Origin of the sequence: Clostridium frigoris (assembly GCF_018861865.1) — a bacterium.
Classification (GTDB): domain Bacteria; phylum Bacillota; class Clostridia; order Clostridiales; family Clostridiaceae; genus Clostridium_AD; species Clostridium_AD frigoris.
Genome location: NZ_JAHLDV010000004.1, coordinates 119,703 through 134,489, shown reverse-complemented (window position 1 = coordinate 134,489; position 14,787 = coordinate 119,703). Strand labels below are relative to the sequence as shown.

The 14,787-nt window shown below is 29.2% G+C and carries 14 protein-coding genes; 10 read left to right on the top strand and 4 right to left on the bottom strand.

All coding sequences use genetic code 11. From position 1 onward, the window contains the following. Window positions 1-40 precede the first annotated feature (40 nt). From KPL37_RS03385 to queC, 7 genes are all read left to right on the top strand, one after another. Window positions 41-1,087 carry a resuscitation-promoting factor gene (locus KPL37_RS03385; RefSeq protein WP_216146025.1) on the top strand — a complete coding sequence of 349 codons (1,047 nt, stop codon included), beginning with the start codon at window positions 41-43 and terminating at the stop codon, window positions 1,085-1,087. A 251-nt stretch (window positions 1,088-1,338) separates the two neighbouring features. Continuing rightward, complete coding sequence (locus KPL37_RS03380) at window positions 1,339-2,340, top strand: 2-hydroxyacyl-CoA dehydratase family protein (protein ID WP_216146024.1); 1,002 nt, start codon at window positions 1,339-1,341, stop codon at window positions 2,338-2,340. Further along, window positions 2,337-3,095 carry an acyl-CoA dehydratase activase gene (locus KPL37_RS03375; RefSeq protein WP_216146023.1) on the top strand — a complete coding sequence of 253 codons (759 nt, stop codon included), beginning with the start codon at window positions 2,337-2,339 and terminating at the stop codon, window positions 3,093-3,095. Before KPL37_RS03380 ends, KPL37_RS03375 begins: the two co-directional genes overlap by 4 nt. 21 nt (window positions 3,096-3,116) lie before the next feature. After that, window positions 3,117-3,548 (top strand): 6-carboxytetrahydropterin synthase QueD, encoded by a 432-nt coding sequence (gene queD / locus KPL37_RS03370; protein ID WP_216146022.1) that lies wholly within the window; start codon window positions 3,117-3,119, stop codon window positions 3,546-3,548. A gap of 1 nt (window position 3,549) precedes the next feature. Continuing rightward, window positions 3,550-4,215 (top strand): putative 7-carboxy-7-deazaguanine synthase QueE, encoded by a 666-nt coding sequence (queE, locus tag KPL37_RS03365; protein ID WP_216146021.1) that lies wholly within the window; start codon window positions 3,550-3,552, stop codon window positions 4,213-4,215. Between the two features lie 3 nt (window positions 4,216-4,218). Further along, the gene (folE, locus tag KPL37_RS03360; RefSeq protein WP_216146020.1) at window positions 4,219-4,809 is read left to right on the top strand and encodes a GTP cyclohydrolase I; all 591 of its coding nucleotides are present in this window, start codon (window positions 4,219-4,221) and stop codon (window positions 4,807-4,809) included. 36 nt (window positions 4,810-4,845) lie between these two features. Continuing rightward, window positions 4,846-5,514, top strand: a complete 669-nt coding sequence (gene queC, locus KPL37_RS03355) for a 7-cyano-7-deazaguanine synthase QueC (RefSeq protein WP_216146019.1) — start codon at window positions 4,846-4,848, stop codon at window positions 5,512-5,514. Between the two features lie 12 nt (window positions 5,515-5,526). Here queC and KPL37_RS03350 read toward each other — a convergent pair whose 3' ends face one another. The 3 genes from KPL37_RS03350 to KPL37_RS03340 all read right to left on the bottom strand — a co-directional run bounded on the left by KPL37_RS03350 (window position 5,527) and on the right by KPL37_RS03340 (window position 7,841). Continuing rightward, window positions 5,527-6,105, bottom strand: a complete 579-nt coding sequence (locus tag KPL37_RS03350; RefSeq protein WP_216146018.1) for a 5' nucleotidase, NT5C type — start codon at window positions 6,103-6,105, stop codon at window positions 5,527-5,529. 104 nt (window positions 6,106-6,209) lie between these two features. Continuing rightward, entirely contained in the window at window positions 6,210-7,133 is a 924-nt protein-coding gene (locus KPL37_RS03345; protein ID WP_216146017.1) for a GNAT family N-acetyltransferase, read from the bottom strand. A 27-nt stretch (window positions 7,134-7,160) separates the two neighbouring features. Continuing rightward, entirely contained in the window at window positions 7,161-7,841 is a 681-nt protein-coding gene (locus KPL37_RS03340) for a hypothetical protein (RefSeq protein ID WP_216146016.1), read from the bottom strand. Between the two features lie 398 nt (window positions 7,842-8,239). Between KPL37_RS03340 and KPL37_RS03335 the strand changes: the two genes are divergently transcribed. Beyond that, complete coding sequence (locus KPL37_RS03335) at window positions 8,240-10,327, top strand: helix-turn-helix domain-containing protein (RefSeq protein WP_216146015.1); 2,088 nt, start codon at window positions 8,240-8,242, stop codon at window positions 10,325-10,327. Window positions 10,328-10,479: 152 nt separating this feature from the next. Then, window positions 10,480-11,901: an MATE family efflux transporter gene (locus tag KPL37_RS03330; RefSeq protein WP_216146014.1), complete on the top strand. Its 1,422-nt coding sequence runs from the start codon at window positions 10,480-10,482 to the stop codon at window positions 11,899-11,901. Between the two features lie 71 nt (window positions 11,902-11,972). On the opposite strand, the gene KPL37_RS03325 is transcribed toward KPL37_RS03330, so the two are convergent. Then, on the bottom strand, window positions 11,973-12,623 hold the full coding sequence (locus KPL37_RS03325) for a Type 1 glutamine amidotransferase-like domain-containing protein (protein WP_216146013.1): 651 nt from the start codon (window positions 12,621-12,623) through the stop codon (window positions 11,973-11,975). A 449-nt stretch (window positions 12,624-13,072) separates the two neighbouring features. On the opposite strand from KPL37_RS03325, the gene gltX reads away from it, so the two are divergent. Then, window positions 13,073-14,728 (top strand): glutamate--tRNA ligase, encoded by a 1,656-nt coding sequence (gene gltX / locus KPL37_RS03320; protein ID WP_216146012.1) that lies wholly within the window; start codon window positions 13,073-13,075, stop codon window positions 14,726-14,728. The last annotated feature ends 59 nt before the right edge of the window (window positions 14,729-14,787 follow it).

Here is a 14,787-nt window from a genome sequence, read left to right as displayed (position 1 = left end):
ATAAACCATTGACGCCTTATACTTAAATTAATAATAGGAGATGATTTTTATATTTAGATTTATGACAGGTAGACGAATAAAATTTGTAATTGGATTCATACTGGTGGCAATAATTACAACTTCAACTATTTTTGTATGCTTCATTAGAAAAAATATTACAGTAGTTATAGACGGCAAATCAACTAATCTCGTAACTTATCAAAATACATTTGGTAACGCTCTAAAAAAATCTGGAATAAGCATAGATGTAAAAGATAAGATTGATAAAGATTTAAACTCTAAAGTACAAGACAATGGTGTTATAACTATAACCCGTGCAATAAATGTTAAAGTTTTCGTAGATAACAAAGAGTTTAATGTTAAATCTGCCGAAAAAGATGTTGCCTTAATGTTAAATGCGCAAAAAATAATGGTTAGCCCTACTGATAAAATTTCGCCTTCAAAAGAAACTAAATTATCGAGTGGCCTAGGTATAACAATAACTAGGGTTAATTCAAAAACAATAAAGCAATCAAAACCTATCGCTTTTAAAACTGTTATTAAAAAAGATAATAGTATACTAAAATCACAAAAAAAAGTTTCACAAAATGGAGTTAAAGGTGTAAAAAGTATTACTTTGAATGTAACTTATGAAAATGGAAAAGAAGTAACTAGGAAAGTTGTTAAAGAAACATTAGTTAAACAACCTAAAGATAAAATTATAGTTCAAGGTACAATGCCAGCAGTTTCCTTTTCAAGAGGATCAACAACTTCTAGAGAGGATGTAAACTCAAATGTAATGAAAATCTCTACAAAAACATCTGGCAAGACTTTTTCTGTAAAAACTACTGCTTATTCATCTTCTGGTAACGCTTATACTGCCTCAGGAAAAAAAGCAGCAAGAAATCCAAATGGATATAGTACTGTAGCTGTAGACCCAAGTGTCATACCTCTGGGAACAAGATTATATATAGAGGGTTATGGAAATGCTATTGCAGCTGATACAGGTTCAGCAATAAAAGGGAACTTTATAGATTTATACTTTAATACTAACGGTGAAGCGTGTAATTGGGGTGTAAAATACGTAACGGTGCATATACTAAACTAAACATTAGATATATTTAATTATAGAAAATCCTATAACAACTGCTACAGATATTATTTCTGTGGCAGTTTCCATTTTTTGAGTCAATTTGACATAGCAATTAAAATATAGTAAACTTTATTAATATAAAACTTAAATAAGACAGTTCTAAACCATCCTGTCTATAAACAAAACTAGGACGTAACTACCGTTTTAGGGTAGTTTTTTTTGTTTACTAACGGTTAGAGCCTTTTTATTTTTTAGGAGGATTTATAATGAAGAAAATAGGTTTAACAACTACTGTTCCAGTAGAAGTTCTAATTGCAGCAGGTTATACGCCTGTTGATTTAAATAATATTTTTATAACTTCAAATGACTATTTAAACTATATAGATATTGCAGAAAGAGATGGCTTCCCTAGGAGCCTGTGCACTTGGATAAAGGGAATTTATGGAGCCTGTTTACAAAATGGCATAAAAGAGATAGTTGGCGTTGTTGAGGGTGATTGTTCCAATACAAAAGCCCTTATTGAAGTACTTGAACTTCGAGGAATAAAGGTCTATCCATTTTCATTTCCTTGCGATCACAAGTTAGAAGATGTAGAACATGAAATAAAAAAATTTATGGATGTATTTAATGTAACAATAAAGGAAGTTGAAATAATTAGGAAGCGCCTTAATAAGACTCGCTCCTTAGTTAAAGAAATTGATGAATTAACCTATATAGATAATAAAGCAACAGGCTTTGAAAATCATCTTTATCAAGTAAGTTCAAGTGATTTTAATTGTAACATAGATGATTTTGACGTTGAACTAAAGAATATTATTTATGAAATAAAAAATAGAAAACCAATAGTTAGAAAGCTTCGACTCGGGTACATAGGTGTTCCTCCTATGACTACAGATATCTACGACTTTGTTGAAAATCTTAATGCTAGTTTTGTATACAATGAAGTTCAAAGAGAATTTGCTTTTCCAAGGGCTAATGATACCCTTGATATATATAATCAATATTATGATTACACTTATCCTTATGATACTAATTTTAGAATTTTAGAGCTTCAAAAACAAATATGCGAGCGGAAATTAGATGGAATAATTCACTACACTCAAGCATTTTGCTATAGAGCGGTTAATCATATTGTTTTAAAGGAAAATTTAAATATTCCCATATTGAATATCGAAGGTGACAAATTAAACGTCCTAGATGCAAGAACAAAACTTAGATTAGAAGCGTTTCTTGATATGCTACTTGACTTAAAGGAGGCTAAAAAATGAGAGTACTAGGTATAGACCTTGGAAGCCGCGAAGTCAAAATAGTTTTAATGGAAGACAATAAGATAATACAAAAGAAAAAAGTAAGCACCATGAGTTTTTACAGAAATTACTGTAATTTCAATGGTAAAATTATTGTTGATTTAGAAAAACTAAATATTAAACAAATAGATAAGGCAGTTTCTACAGGTTATGGTAAAAACAATACTGATTTAGCACTATTTTCGCCTATTAATGAGATAAAAGCCCATGTGTATGGAGGATTTTATCAAACATGTTTAAAAGATTTTATACTTTTAGATATAGGTGGTCAGGATGTTAAAATTGTAAAAGTAGAAAAAGGTATCACAACAGACCTGGAACTTAATGAAAAATGTGCTGCATCTTGTGGTAGATATTTAGAAAATATGGCAAATGTACTAGAAGTATCAATGGGCGAGATGAGCAAACATTACGAAAATGCTGTAGAGCTTAATTCAACTTGCGCTGTGTTTTCTGAATCGGAATTAATTGGCAAAATAGCTGAAGGTGTAAGTATAGAAAGTTTGTGCTCTAGCGTTAATTACTCCCTATACAAACGGCTTCTACCACTACTTAATAAATTTCGTGGTAAAAGATTAATATTAACTGGTGGCGTTGCTAGTAATGTTGCAATTAAAAGGTATTTAAGTAACAATTACGATGAAATAGTGTCTATTAAAGAACCTCAATTTAATGGAGCCATTGGATGTTGTTATTACGGAAGTAAGTTTTTATAAATTTAAGGAGGGATGTCCCAAATGTATATTTTAAAATCAGAACACAGTTTTGACAGCGCACATTTTCTTTCTGAATACGATGGTAAGTGTGCAAATATTCATGGTCATAGATGGAAAGTTGAAGTCGAAGTGCAATCAGAAAACTTAACAAAGGGTGGCCAATTAGAAGGTATGGTAATAGATTTTGGCGATTTAAAAAGGGATGTTAAGTCTATGGCTGACTCATATGACCATGCTCTAATTATACAAATCGGAAGCATGAGAGATGAGACTCTAAATTGCATAAAACAGGACGGATTTAAAGTAATACTTGTTGATTTTAGAACAACTGCTGAAAACTTCGCAAAATTTTTCTTTAAACAAATGAAAGATAAAGGATATAATGTAAAACGAACTACTGTTTATGAAACACCTAATAATAGCGCATCATATGAAGAAAGCGAGGCACATTAAAGTGGAATATAAAGTAGTTGAAAAATTTATAAGCGTTAATGGAGAAGGTCCACTATCAGGACAACTTGTAGTATTTATAAGATTTGCAGGTTGTAACCTTAATTGTGACTACTGTGACACCACTTGGGCTAATAATGAAGATGCCTGTTATGATCTTATGACGGCTGGCGATATATACAAATACATAAAATCTACCCAAATCCGAAATGTAACCTTAACTGGTGGTGAACCACTATTACAGGAAGGAATTAAAGAACTCTTAAAGATTTTATGTTTCGATGACTCCATTCATATTGAAATTGAGACTAATGGGAGTATTAATTTAGAAGAGTTTGCAAGTATAGACAACCCACCAAGCTTTAATATGGATTATAAACTACCCGCAAGCGGTATGGAAGAATCAATGGATTTAAATAACTTTGCTTATTTAACTTATAAAGATACAGTCAAGTTTGTAGCTAGTAGCATGGAAGATTTACAAAAATCTAAATGTATAATAGATAAATATGCATTAACAAATAAAACAAATGTATATATTAGTCCAGTATTTGGACAAATTGACCTAGAAGAGATTGTAGAATTTATGAAAACCAATAAAATGAATGGCGTTAATCTTCAAGTTCAACTTCATAAAATCATTTGGGATCCAAATAAGAGAGGTGTATAAATTATGGCGATTGATACAAAAGCAATTGAAAAACATATAAGAGGCATTTTAATAGCACTAGGCGATGACCCCACCCGCGAGGGACTTATAGATACCCCTAAACGTGTAGCTAAAATGTACGAAGAAGTATTTGCAGGAATGTGTTACAGCAATGCTGAAATTGCTAAAATGTTTGATACAACATTTGTTGATGATTTAATAGTTAAAGATGATTCTCGTGATATTGTTATAATGAAAGATATACAAATTTTTAGTCATTGTGAACACCATTTAGCGCTTATGTATGATATGAAAGTAACAGTAGCATACGTTCCTAATAAAAAGATTATTGGTCTAAGTAAAATAGCAAGAATAGCTGATATGGTAGGCAGAAGACTTCAACTTCAAGAAAGAATAGGAACAGATATTGCAGAAATCATGCAAATAGTAACTGATTCACCAGACATAGCTGTTATTATAGAAGGTGAACATGCTTGCATGACTACTCGCGGAATAAAAAAACCAGGTACTAAAACCATGTCAACCACTTTCAGAGGAAGATTTAATACTGATGTAATATTAAATAATAAATTGATTATGCTTTATGCTAAATAAACGATCTTTAAAACAAATTAAAGGAGCCTGTAAATTATGAATAAAGAAAAAGCAATAGTAGTATTTAGTGGCGGACAAGATAGCACTACTTGTTTATTTTGGGCATTAAAAAAATATAAAGAAGTTATAGCTGTTTCTTTTGATTATGGTCAGAAACATATATTAGAACTTGAATGTGCAAAAACTATATGCAGTGAACATGACGTTGAATTTCATGTTTTAGACTTAGGCTTACTTAATCAGTTAGCACCAAATTCTTTAACAAGAAAAGATATGAAAGTAGACAAGTCAGCACCCAAAGATAGCGTTCCTAATTCTTTTGTCGATGGGCGTAACCTATTATTTTTAACTTTTGTAGCCGTATTTGCAAAGCAAAGAGGTATCAGTAATATTATAACCGGTGTATCTCAAAGTGATTTTAGTGGATACCCAGATTGCAGAGATGTGTTTATTAAATCCTTAAATGTCACTTTAAATTTAGCTATGGGTTATGATTTTGTAATTGAAACACCTTTGATGTGGATTAACAAAGCAGAAACTTGGAAAATGGCTTATGATTTAGGTGTACTTGATGTTGTCAAAGAGCAAACATTAACTTGTTATAATGGAATAAAAGGTAACGGTTGTGGAGACTGCCCCTCTTGCAAATTAAGGAAAAAAGGATATTTAGAATTCAAAGAAAAATATTTAGTGCAAAAAAAATAAAACAAACTGTTATTACACCGCGAAGCTTTGTAATAACAGTTTATTTATTGTATAATATATTTCTTTCCAGTTATAAACCCTAACTATATTATCATTTAATGCTTTTCTATTATAATTTGTATCTATTAAAAGAACCTTAAATCCTGCATTTGATAATTGCACCGCATTATCGTAATTATCTTCAATAAATACATTACAATCTAATTCTCTTGCTTTATCCACCTTATAATGACTACCTAAAACAAACAACTCGTCATATAGAATTTCATTTCTCTTTAGATATGAATGAGTAAACATAGTGAGTTCTTTTTCTCTTGCTGTAACAAAATAGATATTATGAAGTTTACTTAGCTTTTTTATAACAATTTGAACATCTTCCCGAAGTATCTGCTCTGAATGGATTTCAAATTTGTTTTGCTTATAAAATTCATCATATTCTTTTAAAGTAACACCCATTATCTCATGTATATAATACTGCGTTACATCATCCTGTGTTATATTTTTATTGAAATATTTATTAGTAATATTAAGCCAATAATAAGCATCTGTTATTGTTCCATCAATATCAATACATATATTTAAATTTTTCATAATGCCTTCACTCTCCTCTCTATGCTTTCATTATATGCACGAAAGGTTAAGAACAGGTTAAATAATTGTTAGGTTTTATTTAAGTATTATTATCACCAATCCCTTTAAATTATTACATAATAGTCCATTACAGAAATCTCTTCAAACCCACAAGATTCGTAAAGTCCAATTGCATTTTTGTTTTGCGTCGCAACTTCAAGAAAAATATTGTCAGCGCCTTTTTCTTTTAGTATGTCTAATGTAGCTAATAAGATTTCTCGTCCATAACCCTTACCTCTAAAAGCTGGAAGCACCCCTAATCCATATATAAAACCTTCTTTGTTAATTATACTAATATGAATTTTACCTATAATTTTTTCTTTAAATAACGCCATGTAACTAATAAAATTATTTCCTTGTTGAATTAAAGAGTTTTCTATGTCACCTTTAACCTCTTCACCATCAATCTCTTTTTGTGATTTTCCAAAATAAACTGAAGTTTGACTATCAATTTCAGCTGCATCCTCACTAGTTGCTAATCTAAGTTTAATAATACTAGCATTCTCTTGTGTATGATTAAGCTTATCCTCTAATTTTTTTATATTTAGACACATTTTATACTCTGAGGAAACATATTCACCTCCAATAGAGTTTACAAATGCTAATCCAGAAATAGATGTATGGTCGCATAGCGCTAGAACATCAGCTGATAATATTTTTTGCCATTCTTCCTTCGCCATGAGATATAATTTTCTAAATATTCCGCGTCGCCGAAAGTCAGGATGTACCATACCGCTTATTTCAACTTCATTCCCTCCAAAATTGCATACTCCTAAATACCCTACTAAAATCTTATTTTCATAATAAAGGAATTCTACTAATGGTTCATCCATTTTAATTTGTTTTCTTTGCCATTTTTTATAATTGAGCTCCAATTTTAAATATATTTTTTGTTTTTCATAACAAATAGCACAAAGGCTCCTAACCGCCTTGTTGTCTTCCTCATCTAATTTTAATTTCATACAAATAGTATGATTATACCCATCCATTGTTTTCCCCCTAGTATTTACCTTAACCTAAATTCTACTTCTTTTATTTTTACTAGCTCTTTTACTATCCCTATCTCTAGAAACAACCATCCAAAAATGTTTAATAGTATGTAACCCTTCGTAAAAAAAGCCAGTTTTACAAAAAAAGAGTTCATCTGCCTTTGTTTTTGTCTTCGCCCTAAATGGATATTCATCCAGATTTCCTGAGTAACAAATAAATTGACCCATAATACTACAAATATCTGTTGGTGTTATCTGATATGGTTCTAATGTTGTAAGCTTTATTCCAGCTCGACTTAGAGTCTCCATAACAAATTCCGTACATATATATGTCTTATAAATGGCATGTTTTTTATTATTAATAAGCCCAATAGCTTGAAAAAAATTGTAATAATAAACCTCTGTATCGTTATAAACTTCATAAATAAATTTACTTATCAATTCATATTTTTCTGTTGTAACGGGTATCCGGTATATGTTAATAGGCACATTTCCCTTTAATCCTATAGTAAGAGTAAATGCGCTCTCACGAACTATACCACCTACAAGAGGATTACTTACTGAAAACCTACAAAATGAATACATTTGGATTAAATTTTTATCTAAACTAATTGAAGCATGATTGTACTTCTCTTTTAAAAATTTTCTAACTAACTTCCCTGTAGCTGTTGGTGTTCTTGAAATAACAACATAGATATATTTTTCCATTCGATTTCTCCTTGTTACCACTTATATGAATAGGTGACTTTCCTTATAAAATGTGTCTAAACTTTATATCACACAAATAATGATTTTTAGAATAAAAAAAATGAAATTATTTATATTATAAACTTTAACATAATTATTTTCCACAAAAACTATCTTTATATAATATATCTTTATAAATTAATATATTCTAGACTCATGACTATATTATTACCAATTATCCAATTTTTATGTGATTCATTATATATAAAATTCTTATTGACAAATTATAAAATTAAACATAATATTTCTTTATTACATAGAATATAAAATTAAACTTACTATTTAGATTATAAAGTATATCATATCATAATTTAAGATGTATAATATATACACATAATCAGAGTAAAGGGGTTACTACAATGAGAAAAGAATATATAAGTTATATGAATGATTTACCTATAAGTATCTCCCTTAAGAATATAAATGACTACCCAATACATTGGCATAATTCTATAGAAATAATTTTTGTACTAGAGGGCACTGTTAATGTACTTATAGAATCAGGTAATTATGAAGTATACGAGCGTGAACTTGAGATTATAAATTGTGATGAAGCACATAGAATTTACTCTAGCGTTGAAAATAAGGTATTAATTTTTCACTTAGATCCTACATTTTTTGAAAAGTATTATGATGATATGAAAAATATATATTTTTATACAAATTCAAGTGAAGAAGGAGCCCAAAGAGAAGACAAGTATGATGTTCTACGAAAATATTTATCTATTTTAGCTTGCGAAGTAATACAAAAAAGCGAGAATTTTGATGATCAGATAGAATCAATTTTAGTAAAATTATTATTCCATTTAATAAATAATTTTCACTATCTTTCATATGATGAGAAAGACATAAAAGAAAATGTAACGCAATTTCAAAGATATCATAGAATTATTAGATATATATATAATAACTATATGAACAAGATAAGTTTGCAAGATATAGCGAGTATAGAATATTTAAGCTCTTATTATTTATGTCATCAAATAAAAGAGATGTCAGGAACAAATTTAAAAGAATTAGTTAATAATGTACGAGTAGATGAATCTATTAAATTGCTATTAGATACTGATAAAAACATATCGGATATTTCTTTTGATGTTGGTTTTTCTCATGCTAGGTATTACAATAAAAGTTTTAAAGATCATTATAAGTGTACACCACTACAATTCAGAAAAAAGTATGATATACCAGCTGATCAATTTGATAATTTTAAAAAAATACAAACTTATGATTTATCTACTTCCATTCTATATTTATCTACTTATTTAGAAGACTACGATAGATTTAACTATAAAAATAAAATTATAAAACTACAAACAGATTTTACTCTCCCAAGTACACAGTTATACCATAAATGGGAGGAGAATATAAATTTAGGTCAAGCAAAGGAACTTATTAAAGCAAGAGAACAGGAATACCTAAGAACCTTTCAAGAGGCTATAGGTTTTAAAAATGGTATAGTTCAAAATCTCTTTGGAAAAGAAATGAAAATATATTTTAATGAAAATGTAAATTTTTTAAATTGGAATGAAGTTGAAAAACTATTAGAATTTTTAATGGATATATCCCTTGTGCCAGTAATAATTTTAGATCAAATCTTTGAAGATAAAAGTTCTTTCATAAAACTTTTAGAAAGCTTTATATTATATTTTGCTGATATATATGGAATTGAAGTTGTAAAGTTGTGGAAATTTCAAAGTTCAAAAGATCTCTCTATAGAATATATAGATATTTCAAAACAAATTTTCGACAAATATCAATTGCAGGATTTAATAGAAGAACCTTTTAATAGTCCAGAAGCTATAAACACTATTTATGACTCTTCGTATATGCTTCCATATATTATTCATAATTTCATTAATGATACTAGCAGCTTAAATGCACTAAAGGCTTTTGACACCGTAGAAGAAAACTCAATTTTAAATAATGAACTATTTTTCGGATCACCTGGACTCCTTACATTAGACGGAATAAAAAAAGCTTCGTATTATGCCTATTATTTATTATCTAAACTAGGAGATGAGGTTATAGATAAAGGCGATGGATATATTATCACAAGAAGAGATGAAGATATCCAGGTTTTACTTTACAGTTACAGTGATGAACTTAATACACTAATTAAGCTAGAGGATCTATCTAAAGGTAAAGGTATTAAGAATATTACTGAAAGAAAGATTTCCTTATCAATTAAAAATTTGATTCATGATTATAAAGTTATTAAATATGAAATTGGAGAGAAAGTTGGCTCAGCTTATGATATCTGGTTACGCATGGGTAAGCCAAAAAGACTTGGTTATGATGAGTGGAAAATTCTAACTAAGATTTCTACTCCTAACATTTCCTTATCATATGCTAAAAAAACGGCAGTTTATAATAACATAATAAAGATAGAAGGTTATGGTTCTACATTAATAGTTCTTCAAGAAGTACAAAAGCACCCATTTTAGGGTGTTTTTTTGTTATTTTCATGCAACACAAACTCACATGTTAGCAATTTCGTACTTTTTATCTAGCAAGTATGTGAATGTTAAAAAATGCATAATAGCGTAAAATAGTATTATAGAAATAGAAATTTTAAGGGGTAGTGAATTTAATGACAATGAGTAACATCACAGAAAGCAACAAAATGTTTGGTGAAGAAAAGATTGGAAAACTATTATATAAATTCTCAGTACCAGCAATAATCTCCTTAATGGTAGCGGAAATGTACAACATGGTGGACTCCATGTTTTTAGGTCAAGCAATCGGTGCCAATGCAATAGGTGCTTTAACCATAGCATTCCCAATTCAAAGGCTATTCTTTGCCATATCTATGCTTATAGCTATCGGTGCTTCAACTTCCGTTTCAAGGAGCTGTGGAGACAAAAATTTTGAAAATCTTAAAGTAATTATACCAAATGCTATAATTCTAATGTTTATAATAGTATCCGTAATTGCTATTAGCATTTTTGTTTTCCAAGACAAAATCCTAATTAGCCTAGGGGCCTCTAAAAATACATTTTCTCTTGCAAAAGATTATATAAGCATAATCTTAATCGGTGTACTTTTTCAATCTTTTACTGTAATTGCATCATATATTATAACTTCTTTCGGAAACACCAAAATAGTTTTATTAAGCACTTCTATTGGAGCAATTTTCAACGTAATTATAGATTATTTTCTAATAAATGTATTCTCATACGGAGTAAAAGGAGCCGCTATAGCAACAGTTGCATCCCAAATAATAGCTTTTGTATATGTTTTAATTATATTTATAAAATTAAAAATAAGTTTGAAGTTTTCTTTTAAATTAAGTCTTAATAAGGCAGTATCTATTGGAATCGTATGTGTTGGATTTTCAACATTTATAGTAGAGATATCAGATGCATTAGTAGCTGCTATATTAAATAATCTACTATTCTCCTATGGTGGAGATTCAGCCATTGTAACAATAGGTTTAACAACAAGGGTTTCAATGTTTTTATTTATGACGGTAATGGGTATAAGCTCAGCTATGCAACCAATTGCTGCCTATAATTTTGGTGCCGGAAACTATACAAGGTTAAAAGAAGTTGTCAAATCATCTATAATTGCAGTTTCTGTAAGTTCAACTTTATTATGGGCAATATTTATGATTTTTTCAAACCAACTTATAGGCCTATTTATAAATGATAAAGCCATTATTGAACAAACCTCTAAGGCTTTTAGAATGGTTATAGCTGTATTCCCTTGCATTGGGGTATATTATTTAGCAATTTCTTATTGCCAAGCTATAAACAGAGTTAAGGCATCTTTTAAATTGTCAATTTTTAGGCAAATAATAGTATTTATACCTATTGTATATTCATTTGTAATTGGTTTAGATATGGGTGTATCCGGAGCATGGCTTGCTTATCCAATTTCAGATGTAATATCCTTTATTACTGCAGCTATATTTATAAGGTATACTTATACGTCCCTTCAAATACTAGAAAGACATCAAATTTTAAAACTTAATAAGATTAAAATTAAAATAGCTAGTATTGCTAGAACTGCTAGTTAATATATTTCTTCAAAACAAAAATATAATTTAATAAAAATCAATGTTAAATAAATTATAACATTGATTTTTTATTAGACTTGTTCTATTTCTCCCTCTTTTATAATATTTATATCTCCATAAAATTGTAATTCATTGTTAATTACAACTATCCCATCTCCGTCATTACAAGTATAAACTGTGTTCCCGGTATTATTAGAATACTTCTTTATATCATCTAAATACTTACTACGCTTATTCCAATGTGGCATAAAATTAAAATCAACTAGTGCTAAAGATGATAGATTTGATAAACCTACTATATCCTCACTGCCAAATTGTGCAGCTGATATATCATTTGCCATCATTATTGCACCTGCGCATAACCCTATAATACAACCACCATTTTTTACATATCGTCTTAACCTAGTTATAAAATATCTTTTCTTAATGTTATTTAAAAAATAATAAGCATTTCCGCCTGATAAATATATTACGTCTGACTTAAATATTGCATCTATAGTATCTATACTACAAAAATCATCTATATCAAAATAGTTAAATTCAAAATTTCCATATTCACGTAATTGCATTTTTGTGTTTTTAAAATTTTCTAATTTCTTATCAGTTATTGAAGGTATATAACTCACAGTATATTTTCTATCTAAAAATATTTCTTTGATCCTCTTTATTAAATTCACATTATCCTTTTTCGTAAAACCACTGAGCAAAACTAAAGCGCCCATATTATTTTCACCTCACTTTTATGTTCTTACATCTATTTCGTTACAATATGCCTATATATAAGTTTAGAACTAATTTTTCTTATAAAACTTTCTTTATTTTATATATTATATCATATTATGAAAACCTATACATTAATATATATTTATTTCTTTTTCATAATCTATGAGAATTTTAAACACAATATTCCTCCTCTACTACTAACATATGGTCTTTATCAAAAAAAGTGAATATATGTATCTGATTTAATCCTCCAAAGATTATAAACCATTGTATATTGACATTTCACAAAAATATATGTATAATTAAATTTAAATGTAATAAAAAAGATAAGTGTGTATAATTTCAATTTAGGTGGTATCGCAGAAGTTTACCTTTCGTCCTATTATATTAAAGGATGAGAGGTTTTTTATTTTAAATTAAAATACTTACATAAGAAAGGATGATTAATATGGATTATTTAAAACTGGCTGATTTATTATTTCCTGACATAAAAGAAACTCCAGAATTCTATAGGAATCTTTACCCAAAACGTAATCTTAAACCTAATGCTATGGTTACAAGATATGCACCTAGTCCTACTGGTTTTCAACATCTTGGAGGTGTATTTGCTGCTCTTATATCTGAAAGGCTTGCACACCAAAGTGAAGGTATATTCTATTTTAGAGTAGAAGACACTGACAAAAAAAGAGAGGTAGTTGGTGCCATTGAAGATAGCACTAACACGCTTCGAGATTTTGGTATTAACTTTGATGAAGGCGTTATAGATTCTACTAGCGAGAAAGGTGCTTATGGTCCATATAAGCAAAGCGACAGAATTAATATATATCATGCCTTTGTAAAATCTCTAATATCAAAGGGCCTCGCTTATCCTTGCTTTTGCACTGCAGAAGATTTAGATAAAACAAGAATAATTCAACAAGAACTTAAAATTAATACCGGATATCACGGAAAATGGGCCATTCACAGGAATTCAACAATGGATGAAATTACTTCTGAGCTCGCAAAGGGTACTCCTTATGTTATAAGGCTTAGAGCACCTGAGGAATGTGGGAAAAGAGTTGTTTGTAATGATTTAATTAAAGGTACCATAAGTATGCCAGAAAATGACCAAGATATTGTAATTCTTAAAACAAACGGAATTCCAACATACCATTTTGCTCATGCTATAGATGATTATTTAATGGGAACAACCCATGTAATTCGTGGTGAGGAGTGGCTTTCATCTCTCCCTATACATTTACAGTTGTTTGAACTATTGGGCTTTACGCCCCCAGAATACGCTCATATACCTACAATTATGAAAATGGATGGAACATCAAAACGCAAGCTTAGCAAGAGAAAAGACCCAGAAATCTCAGTTGAATTTTATAGATCTAAAGGTTATCCTTTTGTAGCTGTAACTGAATATCTTGTAAATTTAATTAATTCAGATTTTCAAGAATGGCGAGATACGCATGTTAATATACCTTGCACAAGCTTTAATATTACCCTTGAAAATATGAGCAAAAGTGGAGCTTTATTTGATATTTTAAAACTTAACGATATTAGTAAAGATGTTATAGCTACCATGGATGCAGCTACAGTATATGAACTTTATCTTAATTGGGCTAAAAATTATGATATTAAAATGGCAGAATTATTAATAGAAAGTGAAGAATATTCTAAAAAGATATTTAATATAGAGAGAGAAAATGACAAGCCAAGAAAAGATTTTGTAAAATGGTTAGATGTAAAAGAACATATTGTGTATTTCTTTGATGATCTTTATAACACTAGCCTTACGCAAGGTTACAATTTTCCTGATCATATCCCAATGGATGAGGTAAGAAGTGTACTTTCAAGTTATATAGGTGTATATGATTTTTCTCATGATAATGACACTTGGTTTGCAACGCTTAAAGAACTGGCTTTAAACCTTGGATATGCTAAAAACGCAAAAACGTATAAAAAAAATCCAGATTTGTTTAAAGGTCAATTATCAGATGTTGCAACAATTGTAAGAGTAGCATTAACTAATAGAACACAAACTCAAGATCTACATGAAGTAATGCAAGCTATGGGTGAAAAACGTGTTATTGAAAGATTAAGCCAAAGTTTTAAATAATATACAAATAAAAAAAAGAAACCAAATAATTATTTGGTTTCTTTTTTTTATTTGTATAT